The organism is Mariniflexile soesokkakense (assembly GCF_039650365.1).
In the GTDB taxonomy this organism is placed as follows: Bacteria; Bacteroidota; Bacteroidia; order Flavobacteriales; family Flavobacteriaceae; genus Mariniflexile; species Mariniflexile soesokkakense.
Map to the genome: position 1 here is coordinate 203,588 of NZ_JAZHYP010000005.1, position 21,071 is coordinate 224,658.

Annotated in this window: 13 protein-coding genes; 2 read left to right on the forward strand and 11 right to left on the reverse strand. The window is 33.2% G+C overall.

What is annotated here, in order from left to right:
• Positions 1–33: 33 nt before the first annotated feature.
• From VP395_RS11895 to VP395_RS11930, 8 genes are all read right to left on the reverse strand, one after another.
• On the reverse strand, positions 34–798 hold the full coding sequence (locus VP395_RS11895) for an SDR family NAD(P)-dependent oxidoreductase (protein ID WP_346242232.1): 765 nt from the start codon (positions 796–798) through the stop codon (positions 34–36).
• A 33-nt stretch (positions 799–831) separates the two neighbouring features.
• Positions 832–2,109, reverse strand: a complete 1,278-nt coding sequence (locus tag VP395_RS11900) for an MFS transporter (protein ID WP_346242233.1) — start codon at positions 2,107–2,109, stop codon at positions 832–834.
• Positions 2,110–2,355: 246 nt separating this feature from the next.
• Positions 2,356–3,057, reverse strand: a complete 702-nt coding sequence (locus VP395_RS11905) for a FadR/GntR family transcriptional regulator (RefSeq protein WP_346242234.1) — start codon at positions 3,055–3,057, stop codon at positions 2,356–2,358.
• Between the two features lie 95 nt (positions 3,058–3,152).
• On the reverse strand, positions 3,153–4,112 hold the full coding sequence (locus VP395_RS11910) for a polysaccharide lyase family 7 protein (RefSeq protein ID WP_379884329.1): 960 nt from the start codon (positions 4,110–4,112) through the stop codon (positions 3,153–3,155).
• 74 nt (positions 4,113–4,186) lie between these two features.
• A complete protein-coding gene (locus VP395_RS11915) occupies positions 4,187–5,764 on the reverse strand; it encodes a RagB/SusD family nutrient uptake outer membrane protein (RefSeq protein ID WP_346242235.1) in 1,578 nt (525 codons plus the stop codon).
• 18 nt (positions 5,765–5,782) lie between these two features.
• Positions 5,783–9,076: a SusC/RagA family TonB-linked outer membrane protein gene (locus VP395_RS11920; RefSeq protein WP_346242236.1), complete on the reverse strand. Its 3,294-nt coding sequence runs from the start codon at positions 9,074–9,076 to the stop codon at positions 5,783–5,785.
• 393 nt (positions 9,077–9,469) lie between these two features.
• Positions 9,470–9,847 (reverse strand): cupin domain-containing protein, encoded by a 378-nt coding sequence (locus VP395_RS11925; RefSeq protein WP_346242237.1) that lies wholly within the window; start codon positions 9,845–9,847, stop codon positions 9,470–9,472.
• Positions 9,848–9,936: 89 nt separating this feature from the next.
• A complete protein-coding gene (locus VP395_RS11930) occupies positions 9,937–12,237 on the reverse strand; it encodes an alginate lyase family protein (RefSeq protein WP_346242238.1) in 2,301 nt (766 codons plus the stop codon).
• A 374-nt stretch (positions 12,238–12,611) separates the two neighbouring features.
• On the opposite strand from VP395_RS11930, the gene VP395_RS11935 reads away from it, so the two are divergent.
• On the forward strand, positions 12,612–13,325 hold the full coding sequence (locus tag VP395_RS11935) for a ribonuclease activity regulator RraA (protein WP_346242239.1): 714 nt from the start codon (positions 12,612–12,614) through the stop codon (positions 13,323–13,325).
• A 127-nt stretch (positions 13,326–13,452) separates the two neighbouring features.
• Here the strand turns inward: VP395_RS11935 and VP395_RS11940 are convergent, their stop codons facing one another.
• From VP395_RS11940 to VP395_RS11950, 3 genes are all read right to left on the reverse strand, one after another.
• The gene (locus VP395_RS11940; RefSeq protein ID WP_346242240.1) at positions 13,453–15,759 is read right to left on the reverse strand and encodes a chondroitinase-B domain-containing protein; all 2,307 of its coding nucleotides are present in this window, start codon (positions 15,757–15,759) and stop codon (positions 13,453–13,455) included.
• A 257-nt stretch (positions 15,760–16,016) separates the two neighbouring features.
• A complete protein-coding gene (locus VP395_RS11945) occupies positions 16,017–16,964 on the reverse strand; it encodes a sugar phosphate isomerase/epimerase family protein (protein WP_346242241.1) in 948 nt (315 codons plus the stop codon).
• A gap of 92 nt (positions 16,965–17,056) precedes the next feature.
• Positions 17,057–18,166, reverse strand: a complete 1,110-nt coding sequence (locus VP395_RS11950) for a T9SS type A sorting domain-containing protein (protein WP_346242242.1) — start codon at positions 18,164–18,166, stop codon at positions 17,057–17,059.
• Positions 18,167–18,441: 275 nt separating this feature from the next.
• On the opposite strand from VP395_RS11950, the gene VP395_RS11955 reads away from it, so the two are divergent.
• On the forward strand, positions 18,442–21,051 hold the full coding sequence (locus VP395_RS11955; RefSeq protein ID WP_346242243.1) for a chondroitinase-B domain-containing protein: 2,610 nt from the start codon (positions 18,442–18,444) through the stop codon (positions 21,049–21,051).
• The last annotated feature ends 20 nt before the right edge of the window (positions 21,052–21,071 follow it).

Genomic DNA, 21,071 nt, shown 5'->3' on the forward strand with positions numbered 1-21,071 from the left:
TACGGCTGTTTATAAATATTAAAAAAAATTTATTTAAATTCCTAAACCTTGTCCACCACCAATTTGTATGGTTTCTGCGGTTAAGAAAGCAGCATCATCACTTGCTAAGAATGAAATAACAGAAGCTACTTCTTCAGGCTGCCCTAATCGTCCTAATAAAATATTGTTCTTCCATGAAGCGAACACTTCTGGCTTCGTAGACTTAATTTCTTTATGGAAAGGCGTATCGATAGTACCTGGAGATACAGCGTTAACTCTTATTCCGTACTCCGCAAGGTCTTTTGCTAATGCTCTGGTTAAAGCATGAACTCCTGCTTTAGATGTTCCGTAAATACCAGCTCCAGGCCCTCCTGCATTCCATCCGGCAATGGATGTATAGTTAATAATTGAAGCATTTGTACCTTTTTTAAGGAATGGAATAGCTGCTCTTGAAGCAAAAAATGTTGAGTCAAGGTTTAATGCCATTACAAATCTGTAAAATTCAGTAGTCATTTCTTCAAATCTAGACCTTCCCCCTAAACCTCCAGCGTTATTTACTAGAAGATCGATTTTACCGTACTTATTACCAATTTTGTTGATGTTTGAAGTTACTTCTTCTTCCTTTGTAACATCGAATCCGTAATATTCAGCAGTGATTCCTAATGCAGTAAGTTCTTTAACTCTATTTTCTCCTGCTTCATCTTCGATACCGTTTAAGACTACAGTGTATCCGTCTTTACCCAATCTTTTTGCTACTTCGAAACCAATTCCTCCTGTTGCTCCGGTAATTACTGCTACTTTTCCTTTTGAATTACTCATATTTTTGATTTTTAATTTTATTAAAATTTTAAACTATTCTACTGACTCTATATTCTTTGCGAAATAATAAATGGCTCCTATACCCAGAGGCACAAAAATGGCAATGGCTATAAAAATTGGGGTATAAGATACTTTGGCAATAATTGGAACTAAAAAGTTCATGATAATAACTGAAAACACACCAACCATACCACCTAAACCAGCTAAAGAACCAACTGATTTCCCACTAAACAAATCACTTGGCAAGGTTTGTACATTTCCAATGGCAACCTGAAATCCAAATAATACAATAAATACAATGGATACAAAGCGTTCTGGCGTAGTGGCATATAGAACTGTTGCAATAAGACCAATAACCATAATAATACCACCTATTAAAATAGTTACTTTTCGACCTTTATTAATTGAATTTGTTTTTGAAATTATAATGCCTGAAATATAACCTCCTGCAATACTTCCAATAGCAGCACCTACATAAGGCACCCAAGCAAACATACCTACTTCTTTTACGTTAAACCCGTAAACATCGAATAGATATATTGGCATCCAGCCTACAAAAAGCCACCAAATAGGTTCTAAAAAAAACCTGCTTGCTACAACAGCCCAAGATTCTTTATATGAAAGTATCTGTTTTAAACTTAGACTCTTAGCATCATCATTTTGATCTGCTTTACTTTGACCTTGGCTAATATAATTACACTCTTCTTCAGTTATCCATGGATGTGTTTTAGGTCCTCCCTTGTTAATTAACATCCAAGGAATAATCCATAAAAGTCCCATCGAACCTATTATTATAAAAGTTGTTTGCCATCCATAAGCAACAAAAAGTAAGGCGACTAGAAGGGGTGCAATAACAGACCCTATAGATGCACCTGCATTAAAAATGCCCTGTGCGAACGCCCGCTCTTTTATAGGAAACCATTCGGCATTACTTTTTACTGCTCCAGGCCAATTACCAGCTTCTGATAATCCTAAAGTTATTCTGAAAAAACTTAAAGAATAGAAACCACGAACAACAGAATGAAAAATAGTAGACAAACTCCAAATACCTATGCTAAGTATATAACCTATTTTAGTGCCCACTTTATCAAATAATTTACCTGAAAACAATTGTCCCAAAGCATAGGCAACCATAAAAACATTTAAAATATAACTGTAATGCTCTTTAGTTAAACCTAAATCATGAGAAATTGAACCTTCAAGATTTTCATTTCCCCACATAATTGAAAGGGCACTTCGATCGATATAGTTAATAACGGTCGCTAGAAATATTAAACCTATAATGAACCAACGTAATCCTTTAATTTTCATAATTGTTTATTTAAAAGTTATAAGGATGCCATTATCCAATAAGAGATAAGCAGAATACATGTATTCCAGTTACTTTATTAAATTAATTTCTATTACTAATACGTATAAAGCTAATAAGTATTTCTAAACTTATATGTGAAGAAATGTTTTATTAAAACAACAACTGTATTAAGCAATACTGTCCTCCTAAATATTTTTTACTATATCAAAATTTAACGCTGTGCATCATCAAATCTTGATTTTATATTATTTGCTATAACAATATTGATATAGCGTTTTAAAATGTATTTTCATTTTTTCCCTAGCCAATGCAGGGTCTTGATCTTTTATAGCTTCGTAAATAGCTGTATGCTCCTCTATTCCAGACATAGCCAAATCGTCATCGCAAACATGGTACTTTGCGAAATTGGTAATAATTTCAGGCGTTATAGATAGCATAAAAGTATTTAAAGTACTGTTTTTACTTGCTTTTGCTATGGCTAAATGAAACAGTAAATCTTCTTGAACTGCATTTTCGTTATTCAAAACTTTTTTTGAGTAAGCGTTAAGTGCGCTCTTCATCTTTTTTAAATCAGCATCTGTTCTTCTAAGAGAAGCTAATTTTACTGTTTTCAACTCCATTAAAATTCTAGTTTCAACCAATGATTTAAAATCTGGTTTTTCTAAATCTAAAATATCATCAACAATACCGTTCATGGCAATAGCGCCTACATTTGCTACAAATGTTCCACTTTGTGGCATTGATTTAAGCAATCCATAAAATTCTAACTTTTGAATAGCATCTCTTATCACGCCTCTACTAACCCCAAATTTATCAGATAACATACGTTCTGAAGGTAATTTATCGTTAGGTTCTAAGTTTTTATAGTTAATTAATTCACGTATTTTATCGATTACAATATTTTGTAACTCTTGATTGTCGCTTATTGATAATACCTCTAAATTCATACAATTTTCTTTAAAATTGGTTAACCACCATTATAGTCGATAAAAATATACAAAAACTTAAAATAATATGGTAATTATTAGAAACATTTTTAATACTAATGGGTCACTTTTAGTTCATAATATTTCACCCTTGCAAAAGCGCCTTCATCTCTCGATTGAAAATAATTACCCGCTTTAAAGTAATTTTCAAACACGCCCCATTTTCTCATGTTAATATCTTCATATACTTTATACTCATAGCCGTTTAATATGACCACCATTTTTCCATCAGATACTTTAACTTCTAGCATAAATTTCCTAAACCCTACTTCTTGTTCAAAATTAAAACCGTTATCATCATCCCAAGCATCTTCATGAAGTAGCTGTTCTCCAGTGGCATTTAAATTTTTAAGTACTTTTGTTTTAACACGTATTTTTCCGTTTTCCCAATATATTTTTAAAATGGGAGGTGCATTATTATCTTTTTGACCAATTAAATCGCGTTGTTCGTTGGTTAAACGACCATGTATTTGCATGATAATTACTTTATGATACTTTCCATCTGCATCTCTTGAGACACTTTCCATGGCCAATTCACCTTTCATATACCCACCTTGAGCAAATGTCCAGTTTGTATTATTATCACCAGGAACCATTTGTTCTCTCAATTCAGATCGTGTATACTTAGTATTTGCCGTAGTAGCATCACTTGGAAATGAGTAAAATACTAATGAACCATCGGTTGAATCATTATACATATAAGGTATCAACCTTTCGTCTTTGGCATAATTTAATATTTCTGGCGGTTCAATGTTCATTGCACTGCCTTTTTTGTTAAGTTCTGGGGTTGTAACACTCCAGTGGCTTAAATCTATGTCTGGTAATTTATACTTCCTTTTCTTTCTATCTTTCTTTTCGATTTTCGAATCCCGATGTGCAGCACTACTTACCTTATCCTGACAAGTGGCATTAACAGAGATAAAAACAATAATTAACAATAACACTAATTCTTTTAGGAAAGCATTGTTACTTTTCATTATAAATATCTGTTTTATAGAATCGAATAATTTTTTCATGGACATTTTATATTAAAAAGTAAAAACCAATTTCAATATTAAAAAACCTGAAATTGGTTTTAAACTTAAAACTATTAATTATAACCTGGATTCTGATTAAAATCATCTTCTATATCTAGATCCAGCTCAATTTGTGGAATAGGTAATAATAAACTGTTTTCATCAACTCTTTCCAATAAAATTGCTAAAGTAACATCTTCGGCATTTTGATCATAGAAATCATATAATAAAGGATGGATTATCCTAAAATGATTCTCCATGATATCAACCGCATTAAGCGTGGTTGTAGTAGTACTATAACGCAAAATATCGAACCACCTGTGATTTTCAGCAATAAACTCCCAACGTCTTTCGTTTGCGAAAGCAAGTTCAAATTTAGCGGGCGTATCAATATCCGCAGTTGTAAGTGCGTTTGCACCGGTCAGACCTGCTCTTGCTCTAACTTGATTAATATAAGTTAATGATTTAGGATCTGAACTACCTGCTGCCTCAGCGTACATTAACAATACATCTGCATAACGGATAATTGGAAAATCAAATTCAGAATCATCTCGAACTGATAAAGAATACCAATATTTAGTATAAAATAATTTTTGAGGCGTACTTGCATCTCGTGATGGAAGAATAAAATTTCTACGCGCATCTGCCATATTAAAAGTGTCATACAATTCTTGCCCAGGGGCATTGTCTCCTTGATTTGAAACCACAAAAATAGGCGTACCACTTAAATTTCTAGTAGGGGTAGCAGGCGCAAAACTAGTTGTGAACGGAGAACCTAAATTACCTACTCCAGATTTATAACGAATGGTAAATAAGATTTCTTTATTTAATTCATTCGTAATGGAAAAAACATTTGCATACGTACTTTCTAAACCATAACCACTGTTTGTAATAACATCAGTCAACAAAGGTAAGGCATCCGACTTTCTTCCTAAAGTTAAATACACTTTAGCCAACAACGCTTTAGCAGACCATACATTGGCCTTTCCATTGGCAGCAGTGGCACTATATTTAGCTGTGTTTCCGTTTGCTATAGTGTTTTTAAGATCTGCAATAATTAAATCATATACCAATCCTTTATCAGCTCTAGTCAAACTAGTGGCCTCCACCGGTGACAATGGCTCAGTTACCAAAAATACATCACCAAAAAGACGCACCAAATTAAAGTAATGATAGGCTCGTAAAAATGACGCTTGCGATGCCACATCTTTAATATCATCTACAGTTGCATCATTACTGTGACCACCATAAACAATTGAGCCTCCTCTATAATTAACATTCATTTTATCTAAAAGAATGTTAGTGTTTTTTATATTAACATAATTAAAAAACCAAAATTCTGATAAGTTGGTGTCTATCGTGTTCATAAAAAAAGCATCATAAGATAAAAACTCTAAATTATCTACAGAGGTGGTGGCTATCTGGTTCATAACAGCATTATCAGAGCGTAACTCTGTAAATTTCCATTCTTGCTTTGCGGGTGCTCTCATACCTGCATAACAACCAATTAATGCAGTATTCAATTCCTGAGCATTTGAGAAATAAATCGCTTCAGTAATATAAGATTGTGGTTGAACATCTATAAAATCCTCACCACAACTCATAACACCTAGAAGTAATGCACTAATAAAAAATTTATATATATTTTTCATAAAAAATAATTTTTAAAATTAAAATTTAACATCAAAACCTAAAACTATGGTTTTTGGTACAGGATAACCTCCTCTATCATAACCCGTAATTAACGGACTGCTATATTGCCCACCAGATCTTCTACTCTCAGGGTTCAATCCTCTAAAATCCTTGGCCGTTAAATATAGTAAGTTTTGACCCGCAACATAAACTCTAAGTTGATTTAAACCTATTCGATTAGTCCACTTTTCGTCCAAGTTATAACCTAAAGTTATATCTCTTAAAGCAATATATGATGCATCATCAATACCGTAATCGGTTTGCACCCATTGTACACCTCCTAAAGTTTCGTAAGGTGTTTGACCGTCTCCAGGATTGGATGGACTCACCCAACGATTCTTGGTGTAATTTACCACCTGACTTTTAGTTTCGGTATAACCTGTATCACCTAAGTACATTTCGATACCATGAACACCTTGAAATGAAAATGAAAAATCAAGACCTTTATATTCAAAAGTATTTGTCATACCCCAAGTAAAATCGGCATACGGATCACCTATCACCGTTCTATCATCAGTATTGATTTTTCCATCTGGCACACCATCCGGACCAGAAATATCTACAAGTTTTAAACCGCCAGGGGTTAAAGTTCCAAGAGAAACATCATCATTAGTAAAACCAGAAGCATCAATTTCAGCTTGTGAAATCCAAACACCATCCGTTTTATACCCATAAAATTGTACCAATGGGCTGCCCACTTGTGTTATATACAGTTCGCCTCGTTCTCCCGGTCGTGGCGTTTCAGCTAAACCGCCAAAATCAGTCAATTTAAGCCTGTTTGATGCATAATTTGCAACGGTTGTCCATCTGAAATTTTCAGTGGCAATATTCGTAGTTGATAATTCAATTTCATGACCACGATTTTGCAGACTACCCACATTATTCCAAGCAAATTGTACACCACTATACAATTGGTTTTCTGGTGTTAATAGTAATTTATCAGTATTTGACTCATAAAATTCAGCAGATAGACTTACTCTATTTCTAAACAGACCCAAATCGAATCCTATATTTGTTGATACCGTCGTTTCCCAAGTAAGATCGGCATTAGCTCCTGCCTCTGCTGGTGTAGCTTGACCGTTAGCTTGAGAACCATTACCTGAACCAGTAACATAATTTGCGTTAGTAGAATCGTAAATTGAGATATCACCCCCATAAGGAGTGTTTGTTAATACATTTAAATAAGGATTAAAAGCATTATTTGATCCTAATGGTTCCGTACGGTTATTACCTGTTTCGCCATAGGCCACTCTGAAGTTTAATTTACTAATCACATCAGATGATTTAATAAAATCCAATCTTGCCAAGTTTATACCCCCCGAAACTGACGGGAAAGTACCCCATTTATTTCCTGGTCCAAATTGTGAAGCACCATCTCTTCTAAAAGTACCTGTAAGATTGAACAAACCATCGTACGAATACACTAATCTACCATAATATGACAATAATGCTGTAGCGTTTTTAACTTCACCTCCTGGATCTGAGGACGAATTTAAATTTGCATTTACAAGTGTTCCCGCATTATTCCAAGTTCTAATATTATCATTCGGAAAATTTTGACCTGTAAAGCTAGAATTCTGATAATCTGTTCTTTGAGCAGAAAAACCAACTAAGGCATTAAACGAATGCTTATCAAAATCTTTTACATAATTTAAAGTATTCTCACTTAATAAATCTCTATAATCTCTTGTTATATATACGGCATAATTGACATTGGTTTCAGCACGTGCATTGGTTCCAACCCATTGCACTCTATCTGAAAATCTATAATAGGCATTTGCCGTAGTTTTAAATGTTAAGTCTTTATTAATTTTATAATCTAAATAGAAATTTGCTTGAACTCTAAATTCTTCTTGAGTATCATCTTGCAAATTTAAAACCTTGAATGGGTTAATACTGCTCGTTGTCCAAGGATTGGATAAATTCGTGCTTGTATATGTTGTACCATCAGGCAGTGGGTATTCCGGAAATACTAAACTGTAAAAATGAGACGGATTGGCATAATCTCCAACTGCCAAATCTTGAAAATTTCCATCTGATTGAGCAAGAGCCAAAGTTTCAGCGGTATGTCTAACTGGAATAAAACTTGGAAACCTATAATAATCTCTATAATCATTTGCAGGTCTTTCAGTTTCACTGTAAGTAGGTGCAATATTAACACCAACTGACAATTTATCGCTCAAATCAACATCCAATTTAACTCTAAACTGATATTTATCGTAATTACTCTTTTGCATCATACTTTCGTCGCCATTATAAGCACCCGAAATTCTATATTTAAATTTTTTAGAACCACCCGAGGCACTTAATCCAATATTTCTAAAAAGACCTGATCTCATAAATTCATCTTGGTAAAGTGTGCCTTTACCACCTCTAACCAAATTCTCAAGAATGTATTGTTTTTGATCACCGATTGATATGGTTGGAACAGTACCACTATCCCACAAAGGATCGTTAAGTCTCAATTCGCGCTCGGCATATAATTGTCGAACATATTCTGTAGACGTTTGAACATCATATAACTCGTAGGCACTCTTAAAACCTACCGAATGATTAAAACTATAAGACGTTTTTTTATCACTACCACTTTTAGTGGTTACTAATATTACCCCGTTTGCACCTCTAGAACCATATATAGCAGCAGAAGACGCATCTTTTAGTACAGAAATACTTTCAACATCTGCCATATTTATTGAGGATAATCCATCTTCAATTGGTTGACCGTCTAGCACAACTAAAGGATCAGGACTTGCGTTAATTGATGCCTGGCCTCTAATTCTAATTACTGGATCTTCACCTGCCGCCGATGATGTGTTTTGAATTTGAACACCTGCAATCTTTCCTTGAAGTGCTTGATCTACTCTAGAAACTGGCAATTGTTCCATGTTTTCATTTTTGTAAGTAGAAATAGCACTTGTTATATTTGATTTTTTCAAAGAACCATAACCTACAACTACTACTTCATCAAGTTTAGCTAAATCTTCAACTAAAGCAATATTGATTGATTTTTGGTCTTTAATGACCTGAACTTGTGTAACAAATCCAATATAAGAAAATTGAAGAACCTCTCCACTTTTCACATCAATTTTGAAGCCTCCATCAAAATCTGTAGTAGTACCTCTTGTTGTATTCAAAACAATTACATTCACACCCGGAATGGGCATATTATCTGTTGTAGACACAACTTGACCTGTAACAGTTTTGTTTTGAGCGAATAATGCAATATTGAAAAGCAATATTGCAATGAAAGCCAACTTGTTTTTTAAATTCATAATTAAATGTTTAAAGTTTGTTTAGTTTTTGCTGCACTACTAACATGTTTTTGGCACAACTTAATTAAAATAACATCTATTAAAACAATCGAATTCTCAACATTTTTTTTGTATTTTTGTTGAGCATGTTTTATTAAAATGATTACATGTATTATGTTTTACTTCCCTCCTAAAAGAAGTAAATTACTTAAAAGGATAGGTGTGCACCTGTCCTTTTTTTTAGTCAACCAAACTGGTAAACCAAATTGGTTAACCAAATGTATGCAAAATTTTGTTAAAAACAATTATTTATATAAAATAATTATTGCAAAACTTAAATTTTAACAAAAAAAACATTGTTTATTAAGAATTTACTGCAGGAAGTCCTTTCTAATTAAGGAAAGAGTTATTTTCTCATGCCTTTTTATCTCCAAAATAGGATACCGCTCCACCACTTAAGAAATCTTCTCTTACAGGACTAAATGTGTCAATTAACATCCCTTCTTCCAAACAAACGGCACTATGCAATAAATTTGGTTCAATATACACGCCATCTCCTGCTTCTACAATTTTCTTTTCTCCATTAATTTCAAATTCAAATTTACCTGAAACACAATAGGTGGCTTGTGTATGAAAATGTTTATGAGGTGCACCTAATGCTCCTTTCTCAAATTTTACTTGTACCATCATGATTTGATTATCATAACCTAAGAACTTTCTTGATACTCCTCCGCCCAGCTGTTCCCATTCCATTTTTTTTGTGATGATGTACTTTTCACTAAATCTTTTCATACTATATTTATTTTATTGTTTTTTTAAAGGTCATATGTTGCTTCCGTTTAGTCATTCCCTTGAGGTATCAAGTTCTCGTTATGGAAGGTTCAGGATTTTTTATTTATTTCTATTAATTTATAAGCTCCTATCCATTCATAGGTTCTATCGTTTATTTTTATTTGATGTTTACTGGTTTTTGAATTGTCCTTAAACGAAAACAAAAACATACTAGTATTACCATTTACTGCTTCAATATTTATAGCGATAAAATTTTCATCATTATAGACAAGGGCTAAATTTTTTATATTGGTAAATGCATTGGTAGCTATTTCGCTTACTGAATCGTAATGCCCATGTGATTCTAAAACAGTAACAAAGTAGGCATCTTTATTGTTTTTCTTTCTAATGATGAAGCCTGGGTCGTTCCTTAGATTGAAATTGGGATCGTGCGCTCCAATTCTAGTAAACATTAATTCATCATCCTTTGATACTACTGAGGAAAGCGTATAAAAGCGCTCATTATTAAACCACGAAATTTTAGCATTTCCGGTATCTGATTTGCCTTCACCTTCATTCCATAAATGTTGATAACCATTCTTAGTTCCTAATGGCTTCAATACATCTGGTTTGTTGTATTTAAAATTGGCAGACATGATTTGGCCTAAATAATAATATGGCAAATCGTATTGGTTTTCTGTTTCAGAATTAATTTTGATAATGTCTAATAAATAAGGACTCTCAAAATCGTCTTCTTTAATGATTGCCATTGTTCTATGAAATTGAGTCCCAGGATAGGCATTAGATTCTGTGGCACTTATTATTTGAATATTCGGATTAGAAACATCAAACAAATATTTTTCTGAATGATGTGCACTGCCAGTTTCAAAATCACCACGAAAATGTGAAGTTTCGTTTTGGACGATTGTATTATGAGCAATTGTTTGTTTAGCCCAAGTAGTGTTTTCCTTTAAATAATTACCACCACCTTTTTGTTGAATATTAACAAAACGTGCCATTCCGTAATCTTGTATTACTTCGTTAGCTCCTTCATAATATGAAAACGATAATTTATCATAATGCCCGTGGCTTAATCCATGTGCTGAATATTTCATAACCAAAGCATGTTCCTCTTTTGAGCCATTTGCTCTTAAAATGGCAACACCACCTTCTTCTCCATTTTTCCCATCGGACAGGTCTATCGATTTTTTAATAAACGGAGTTTCAAGTTCATCGCGAATTCCAATAGCTACCGCCAAACCTGTATCATCTAACAAAACTTCACCCTGCTTTTTTGCAATAGATAATAAATCTGTTTGATTACCTCCAAAATAATAACCAATATCTACTGCTGAAACCAGTTCTCTTGAGTAATAGGACATGCCTTTCTGTCCGTCGTTTAATGGAAAAAAATTACCTTCGGCATCGGTTAAATTTAATAAGGTCGTTATAGATTTTAATAGTACACCATCTTTATACTCAAAAATTTTAAGTTCTGGTTTTACGTTTTGCAGGGCTTCAGCAAAAACTAAAAACGGATACATGGCGTAACGCTGGTAATAGGGTCCTTCCGTATAATAACCATCGGGCGAAAAAGGCTCTTCTAAATTAGCAAGAAATCCAACTTTCTGGCCTTTCTTTTTTATAAAGCCACCATCATTATCTTTCGCGTTAGGGTCTATATTATCCGTTTTTAACCCATGCAAAGCGTTTTCAAGCAATTTAGAATCATCCATTACAAGAGCAATCATTCCAACTGCCACATTGCCCCAAGTACTGTGGTTGTGAACTCTATTAAAAAACTGAGGATTATCAACCGAAATATATTTTGCAAAAGGTCTAAAAAGGTCCTTTTCTAAAAGCTTCCGCTCCGTTTCGCTTAAATAATTGTAGACACAATCATAAGCTTGACTTACATACACCAACCAGTTGGAATCGTTTAAACATTGCCAAAATAATTTTCCTCTTGCATACGATCTTGTTTGTGGATGCACAGGAAGTGTTGGGTAGATTTTGGCATATTCTAAAAGCACCTGTTTTACGTATTCTGCGTATTTTTCATCATTTAAAATTTGATATAAAACACCTGCTTTTTGTAAAATTAGAAAGTTTTTTTTGTGCCGTTCGTGTGTGTAACCGCCAGAAAAATCCTTTGGAATAGGAACTTCTATGCCATTTAAAATTTCTGCATCTACCTCAGCTTTTACTTTTGCTAAAGTTTCGTCAAAAAGAGGTATTGTACCTAACTGCGCCCTTATTTTTTGAACACCTGCTTTAGTTAGAATTAAACTTGGGTGGTCTTGTTTGTTTGATTTTTTTGTATTTGAAGTTTCTTTAGTTTGCGCTTTGCAAGAAACCACAAAAAATAGCAAAGTGGCTAATAACAGTTGTATTTTATTTTTTATATTCATATTTGATTTTCAGAAATTAAACCAAGGTTTAAACCATTGAGTTGCTTTCTTTTAATTGTAATTTTTCAGCTAAATAAAAAAGGTAAAACCTTAAAATTTCATTGTAAAATTAATATTGTATGTAAAAACCCAAATTTGATGTTGCTTTTGTTCAATTAGCTTTACTGTTAAAAATAATTTCATAAGTTTGCGAAACACAATTGGTTCACCAATTTGGTTTACCAAATATATGATTAATTTTTCAATTAGCCTAATACTCCTTTAAAAGATATAGCTTATATAGCTCTGGAATTGAAGACAAAGATACTTTTAGGCCTAAACAAAAGATTGATTTACTGAAAAATAGACTTATTATAAACTAAATAACCTCTAAGATGAAGAAATTGAATAACGAAAACAGAATTAAGCTTCAAAAAATTAGTACGGCAACTATTGCTACCTGCCTTTACAAAAAAGGTTTAAGAAATCAATTCATACAAAATGTATTTCCTTTAAGCAATCAATATAAAAGTATGGTTGGTGAAGCTTTTACACTGCGCTATATTCCAGCCAGAGAAGATTTAAACTCTATTAATGTTTTTCAAGACCCTAGACATCCGCAAAGAGTTGCTATAGAAACGTGTCCTGAAGGGGCGGTTTTAGTTATTGATAGCCGAAAAGATGCAAGAGCAGCATCAGCTGGTTCCATATTAGTTACCAGACTCATGAAGCGAGGTGCTGCTGGGATCGTTACAGATGGAGGATTTAGAGACTCTGAAGAAATTGCACAATTACCGTTTTCATCTTATCACCAAAAACCTTCAGCACCTACCAATTTAACCCTGCACCAAGCCCTAGACATCAATGTCCCAATTGGTTGTGGTGATGTTGCTGTATTCCCCGGGGATATTATTGTTGGAGATAAAGATGGGGTTATGGTAATACCTTCTGAAATTGCTAACGATGTAGCAATTGAATGTGAGCAAATGACCTTATTCGAAGATTTTGTTTTAGAGCAGGTTAATAACGGAAAATCTATAATAGGATTATACCCACCTACTGATGAACAAACGCTGAAAGACTTTGAAGCATGGAAAAATAATAGATGAAAATAAGCCAATATGATATTGGAAATATGAATTTGCTCTAATTTAATTTGGTTTGAAGAAATATTTTGAGAACATAATTTTTTAATCAAAATCAAAAAACTACCAAAAAAATTTTTAAGCCAATTCATTAGTACATCAATTTTAACTCCAAGTTTTGAACCACTTCAATTTTACCCGAATTTATGATGGTGTTTTCACCAGGTTCTTGCCCTTTTTCACCCCATAAAATGGCAATAATTTTAACTGGATTATTTTTAAAGGTGTTGTTGGCTAACTCCACATTTACAATACCTCTGTTTTTTATCAAAACTTGATCTTTTTCTGCTTTTCCAGAATTGGTAAAGGTGTTGTTTTTGAGTGTTAAGTTTCCACCTATTGTAGATTCGTCGTAGCCCCCACGATAATAATCTAAAACAACTTCTTGTATGTTATCAAAAGTAGTGTTGGTGATGGTAACAAATTCTGCATTATAGTCGCCTCCATCATTGGTTTCTTTATTCAACATAAACCCGCGTTCACAATTTTTGATAACGGAATTGGTAACCGAAACGGTATCGGCAAACGATCCTTTTGATACTTCTAAAACAGATTTAAAATCTTTAATTTCAACATTATCTATAAATAAATCATAGGCTTTACTCATATTTTTATCTAAAGTCGTAAAGGTGTTTTGAAATTTATTTCCTTTTAAAGTTATGTTTACGAGCATTAAGTTTCCTTTAGGTTGCATCTCGAAAGCTGTTTTTTCTGAAGTAAATACCAGCTCTGGTTTATTATTTATATCGCTTGAAACTATTGTAATATGCTTGTCAATTATTAAGCTTGAATTTAAATTGTAAGTACCTTCTTTAAGTGAAATTACAGCACCCGATTTCGCTTCTTTTAATGCAGTAATTAATGCTTCAGACGTTGAAATGTTGTGTGTTTTAGCTTCCGTTTTTTTATTATATTCTTGAAACCAATCGGTCCCGTATTTCGACTTATCTATTAAAACCGCTTTTTCTTTTACAGGATTTACAATGGCACCAATACTATTATTCTTTGAAGTTCTCTCGTTTCCAAAAATGTCTTTTGTAATAGTTTCAAAATCAAAACCCGCATAAACTTTGTTTATATTTTCATTTAAAACATACAAATTATCCGTTTTTTTAACTACCGAAATATCTTTGGTTTTTAAACCATTAGTCTTTACTTCACTTTTATTATCACTATTTGTAATGTTATTTTTAAACTTAACTCCATCTACTTCATCATAATTTACAATAGGGTTTTCATTTGGAATTTCATTGTAAATAACATTATTGGCAACCACAATGCGTTCTGGACGTGCTGAACGGATTTCGGTGGCAGGCAATACGGCACTTTGACCTACATTGGAACCCACACTAAACTGCCACGGCGATATACAATCTATAAATGAATTGTGAGCCACCACAACATCTGTAACTTGGTTGTATCGATTGAGAGGTGATTTTGGAATACCATTCATAACTGCCAAGGCGCTTCTAAACTCGGCTCCTTTAATTTTGTAGAAATAGTTATTTGTAATCCAATGTCCGGTATTAATCACACGAATGCCACCAATAAATTTAGAGTTGTCGTTACCAATAAAAACATTGCCATCTATTGTAGCATAGTTTCCATGTCTTAACACCAAAGAGCCTTCACTTTCAAAAAATACATTGTTTCTAAATTCGTTAAAATTAGATTTGCTGGAAATTATTTCAATTTCACCATTACAGCGCTCGAAAAAATTATTTGCTACCAAGGTGTGCGAAGGTGTCATGGAAGTACCACTATCTCCTAGCTGAATGGTTTCTCCATGTGGACCACCTTTTCTTGGGCGAGGTCCAAAATGATTATTAATAATTTTATGATAATTGTAAATATTTTCATTCCCTTCTAACCTAATCATAATAGTGGGTCCAAAGTTTGATTTCCCAGTCAGGTAACAGTTACTCAACTCGTTGTATCTACCCCAAAATTCCACCCAATGGTCGCTTACATCGCGGTCTGTTTGCGTAAATTCTTCAATTACACATTGCGTTACTTTGCAATTATTTGCAATAGAGTCGTTATTAATTTTGAATTGAATAACATTTTTAGTTGGTGTATGACCGTTTTTAAAATACAGTCCATGAACCTCCAAATAAGTACCACCAATTTTTAAATTCGAAACCCCTTCTATAGTTACTTTTCCTTTTTCTTCAGCTGATAAAATGATTGGTTTTTCTTTAGTTCCTTTTCCGTAAAATTCAATTTGAGCATCGTTCCAAACACCATTTGCTAAAACGATATTATCTCCAGCATTACAGTTTTTAATGGCTTGATTTAACTCATTTATATTAGTAACTTTAATACTATTTACTTGTGATTGTTTAGCACATGAAACAAAAAGGACTAAAATACTTGAAACTAATAATATTTTTTTCATTGGTAATTATATATAGGTTTTAAATCGTTGGGTGTAATTATTCTAAAAAGTCAATTTTGTACTAATTGTGACATTGAGCACTTCGACTTCGCTCAGTACATGCTTTTCGAAATGTATCTTTTATGAAGTCTTCGACAGGCTCAGACTAACATTTAGGCTCTAATTGGGTTATGAGTTTAAAATAAAAACTGATTTTCATTAATTACACACAACGGGTATAGATTTTAATTTAATTCAGTTGGGTTGGTAAAATTATTTTAAGCTTGTTTCCATAGTTTTTGCACTTTCTTTAAATCATTTTTCATGGCATCGAACACTACTTTTTTATCGATAGAAATTTCAGTATTCCCTTTTTCAGCACCACCTAAATCATATTCTAAATGCAAAGAAACGGGTGGTTTTAAATTATAATGCTTCAGTAATTTAAAGTATTTATCAAAATCTACCATGCCTTCTCCAATGGGCACATTAGTAGCTTCCCATTTTCCATTTACTTTTTCCCATTTGAAATCTTTCAAAACAATGACTTTAATATTTGGATGCAATAATTGGAATCCGTTTTCCCAAGAATAGCCACCTTCAACCATAGCGTGCCTAATATCGTATTGTGTGCCAAAATATTTTTGGTTTACGGTTTCTAGAATGTTTTTTATTTCCCAATACGAAGCGCCTACACTAATACCTGCATGATTTTGGTAACAACCTACAAGTTGTAATTTTTCATTTAAATCACCTAATTTTTTTATTTCATTTTGATAGAACAATAAAGAATCTCGCATGGGCAAATCTTCTTTGTATTTAAACCAATTGGTTCTGTAATAACTAATGTGCTCTTTAGAAGCCGCTACAAGAATATCAACATCTAAAAGGTTATTTACACTTTCTATGCTGGTAGTTATCATGTTGCAATTAATACCGCTTGCCGTTATCGCTTTTACTGCTTTTGGGAGCTCGGTTTTCACCAATTCTGGCAATACATGCCCCTTGGGACGCACTGTTAAATCAACTCCAGAAAAACCCATTTCCGCAGCCATTTCTCCCGTGGATTTATAATCTAAAAACTGAAGGTGTTTTGAGAATATATTAATATCAAGCACATCATTTGGCTGTTCCAAAATACTATTTTGAAATGCTAATGCCGAAAAAGGCAGTAAACCTGCTGCACAAGCTGTTTTGGTTATGAATTCTCTTCTTGTTTGCATCATTAATAAATGATTTATTCAATATTAAAATACAAAAAAGCCCTTATAGAAAAGGCTTTTTGCATAATAAATTATTATTAAATAGTATCAACAATTTATTCTATTACAATTTTTCTTGTAGAACTGCTTGCATCTGCATTTATTCTTAACACATAAACACCTCTAGATAAGGTAGATACATTTAATTTATTATTAACTAAAGCTTTACTAGACAACACTTTTGCACCTAAAACATTATACATTTCTATCGAAGAAATTTTTGTTGCATTAGATTCAATAGTTAGATAATCTTTAGCTGGATTTGGGTATACTTTTAAGCCTTCAATCTCGTTTTTAGAAACACTTAAAGCTGGCAGCCCTAAAGCTTCTTCCCAAGATCCTGTAACTCTTATTTCATCAACATAACTAGCTGGGTTTCTATTATTAGAGCTTGCTTGTAAAAGAACAGATTGGAAACTAGTCCTGTTTCTAGTTAACGATTTGTGTGTAACATCCGGAGCGGGCTCGCCACTTGCAATTGTTGGATTTATCCACATATAACCAGTACCTGTAGGCGTAACCCCGTCAGCTAAGAAATCATTATTAATTGTAAATTTAATAACAATAAAAAATTGATTAACGGTTGGAGAAGGATCAGTACCAAGGTCAGTATAGGTATACTCTGTAGGGTACCATGCAAATTCTCCAGCTTGCGACCGATCAGACTCACCAAGTGCTATTCGAAATTTCATATCACCTCCTGCAGCCGTTGGCCCAATATGTATACCAGGCCCAACATTGCCAGAATCATTGATCCCAAGGCTTACATGTCTGTATTGTTCAGGTACATGACCTGAGGTTGTAGTTGCCCAACCAACCACGTCGAGTAAAAAAGAAAAATAGATGGATTTGCCATCACCACTCACTGCAGGAAAATCAAGCTCTCCATCCTCTCCACCTCCTTGCCAATAAACTGCATTTCCTGTAGGATTAAGATCAAATGCCTGATCTAAAGCCCACCCTGGATCCGTTTCAACTGTCATATCCAATGGAGATCCTGCAGAATAATTATTCCAAGTTGTGCTTGTTGAAGGATTAGTGCGAGTTCCATCCAAAAGTGATGTGCCAGTGTTGCCATAATCGAAAGGCTCAAATACATACACTTGAGCAAAAGTTAAGCTCCATGTAAATAGTACTGTACAAATAAGTAGTAATGTTTTTTTCATAATGTAAAGTTTTAAAGGTTTTAGTTTAATGTTTCCACAAAAATTAGGTTGTAAATGTATGTTTTATTGGTTTTCCAAACTGGTTTACCACTTTGGTCTTCCAAATATAATGAAATTTTACATACTACCTAACAATTATTTTATTTTTAACATTTAACATTCAGTTTGTTAAGCAAAAACATAAAAAAATTGTGAAATATAAAAATATAGTTATATTTGGAAATCCAAATTGGTTTACCAGTTTGGATTTCCAAATAAACCAAACATATTTTTCAATGAAAAAAATTACTTCACAGAATTTCAAAGGGTTAATTGTAACAAAACAGCTATTACAAAAACATTGTTGCATATTAATTATGTTTATTTGCTCATCAACTATATTTTCTCAAACATATGTAACTAATAAAACTGATTTACAAAATGCGGTACTTGCAGCTGCTCCTGGTGACGTTATTATAGTTAGAAACGGAACTTATTCAGACTTTAGTCCAACCTTAAAACCTAACGGTAGTGCTGGAAACCCTATTATTATTAAGGCTGAAACTATTGGCGGTGTTACACTAACCGGAAGTTCTAGATTCACATTTAACAAATCAGCACATGCCATTTTGGAAGGGTTCACTTTTAATTGTACAGGCAATAGTACCATGGTAAAATTAGAAGGTTGCCATAATATAAGAATTACAAGAAATGTATTTGAAACAGCTCAAACTAGTTCATCTAAATGGGTTTTAATTGGTGGTGTTTACGATGATACGACTGCTCCATACCAATATTTAAGTCATGATAACCGTATTGATCATAACATTTTTCAAAACAAAACAATGCCTGGTCATTATATCACCGTTGATGGTACGAATGAAATTATACAATCTCAAAATGACAGAATAGACCATAACTATTTTAAAAACAATGGACCACGTGCTGTAAACGAGCAAGAATCTATTAGAATTGGATGGAGTAATATGTCTTTATCCAGTGGTTATACTACTGTTGAATTTAATTTATTTGAAGATTGTGATGGCGATCCAGAGATTGTTTCGGTAAAATCGTGTGATAATGTTGTAAGACATAACACTTTTTTAAGAAGTTATGGTACACTTTCTCTACGACATGGTAATAGAAACCGTATAGAAGGAAACTATTTTTTTGGTGGTAACAAACCTATTGGATCTATATCTTATGATGGGGGTATTACTTCTACCACACTATATACAGGAGGTATTCGAATATATGGCACAGACCATGTTATTATTAACAACTACATGGAAGGCTTAAATGGTACTAGATGGGATGCTCCAATTACACTAACTCAAGGTGATGTAATTGACGGGCAAAGCACCAGCTTGAGCTCTCATTTTAGAGCAGAGAGAGTTACCATTGCTTACAATACTTTAGTAAACAATAGCCACGGTATAGAAATTGGTTTTAACAACAATGGCGCCTACAATAAAGCATTAAGCAATATTAAAATATTAAACAATCTTATCACAGGTTCTGAAAATGGCTTGATTGAAATTAAAGACAATAACGACCAAGGAAGTAACATTACTTGGACAAATAATTTACTGTATCCTACAGGTTCTGCACAGACCATTATTGGTGCTACTTCAACCACTCTTAACACAAGTAACGTAAACGAAAATCCTTTTTTGACTTTTAATTCTGATACTGGTGTTTGGAAAACAACTGTAAATACTCCAAATTACAATAATGTAGTTACAACTGAAACCATTAACGAAGACATAGAAGGGCAAACCAGAACTAATTCCAGCAACCCAGGTGCAGATCATTATAGTTTAGAATCAGTTAGATATGCTCCTATGACACCTGACACCGTAGGTCCAAATGCTTATGAGGTTGATGATACTTCAGAAAGTATGTACTTAACTTCTGTAACTGGTTTTGCTTCCGCAGGAGGTTCACAAACCGTTACTGTAACATCGAATGTAAACTGGGTTGTTTCACCAGATACTTCATGGATTACTGTAACTCCTACTTCTGGAACCAATAATGGTTCATTTGATGTTACCACATCACAAAACACAACATTCTCAGAACGCACAGGAATTGTTACTGTTACAGGTGGCGCATTAACAAGAACCTTAAACATTTCCCAAGCAGCGGCTGATCCACGCGATGGTTTAAACTTAATCAACGTTCTTGCTACAGATGTAGAAGTCAATTATGTTTCCAACGAAGAAGTAAACGGTACTACAAAATTTAATTATGCAATCAATAGTTTAGATAAAGATTTTAATACACAATGGGCTTCAAATGGCACATTAGATCCTAATGGAAGTGGATTTTCTATTCTAATTTATGACTTAAAAGGTGCTTTTGATTTAGATTTAGTTGATATCGCAACAACAAATGGAAAAACATATAAATTACAAATTTGGGTGTCTTCAACTGGTACTGCTGATGAAGATTTTACAAATGCATTTCCCCCTGATAATGTAGACCTTATAAGTAACACAAACGCTTCTTTCAAAAGTTTTATACTTCCTGCTCCAGCTATAGATACAAAATATGTAAAACTTATTGGTAAAGGGCAAGCTAGCAGTACTTTTACTACTATTCATGAAATAGAATTTTATGGAAACGAAAGTACCCTTTCTGTAAATGATAATGATTTAACGAAACAAGTAAAAATGTACCCTAACCCTGTTAAAGATATATTAACCCTTAGCCATATAAAAACATCTGTAAACTCAATTCAGATATTCAATATAGATGGAAGAAAAGTGTTGGAAAGACCGGTTAAGTTATCTGAAAACGAAATTAAAATAGATGTATCATCATTCTCTAACGGTGCCTATATTTTAAATATCATTAATAATGATACTTCAAAACATTCTAAAATGATTATTGTTTCACATTAAATCATGCAATAATTACAAAA

Coding starts and splice junctions, on each gene's coding strand:
- VP395_RS11945 (WP_346242241.1), bottom strand. CDS start 16,964: ATGATGCAAACAAGAAGAGAATTCATAACCAAAACAGCTTGTGCAGCA.
- VP395_RS11895 (WP_346242232.1), bottom strand. CDS start 798: ATGAGTAATTCAAAAGGAAAAGTAGCAGTAATTACCGGAGCAACAGGA.
- VP395_RS11905 (WP_346242234.1), bottom strand. CDS start 3,057: ATGAATTTAGAGGTATTATCAATAAGCGACAATCAAGAGTTACAAAAT.
- VP395_RS11915 (WP_346242235.1), bottom strand. CDS start 5,764: ATGAAAAATATATATAAATTTTTTATTAGTGCATTACTTCTAGGTGTT.
- VP395_RS11935 (WP_346242239.1), top strand. CDS start 12,612: ATGAAGAAATTGAATAACGAAAACAGAATTAAGCTTCAAAAAATTAGT.
- VP395_RS11930 (WP_346242238.1), bottom strand. CDS start 12,237: ATGAATATAAAAAATAAAATACAACTGTTATTAGCCACTTTGCTATTT.
- VP395_RS11950 (WP_346242242.1), bottom strand. CDS start 18,166: ATGAAAAAAACATTACTACTTATTTGTACAGTACTATTTACATGGAGC.
- VP395_RS11925 (WP_346242237.1), bottom strand. CDS start 9,847: ATGAAAAGATTTAGTGAAAAGTACATCATCACAAAAAAAATGGAATGG.
- VP395_RS11940 (WP_346242240.1), bottom strand. CDS start 15,759: ATGAAAAAAATATTATTAGTTTCAAGTATTTTAGTCCTTTTTGTTTCA.
- VP395_RS11910 (WP_379884329.1), bottom strand. CDS start 4,112: ATGAAAAAATTATTCGATTCTATAAAACAGATATTTATAATGAAAAGT.
- VP395_RS11900 (WP_346242233.1), bottom strand. CDS start 2,109: ATGAAAATTAAAGGATTACGTTGGTTCATTATAGGTTTAATATTTCTA.
- VP395_RS11955 (WP_346242243.1), top strand. CDS start 18,442: ATGAAAAAAATTACTTCACAGAATTTCAAAGGGTTAATTGTAACAAAA.
- VP395_RS11920 (WP_346242236.1), bottom strand. CDS start 9,076: ATGAATTTAAAAAACAAGTTGGCTTTCATTGCAATATTGCTTTTCAAT.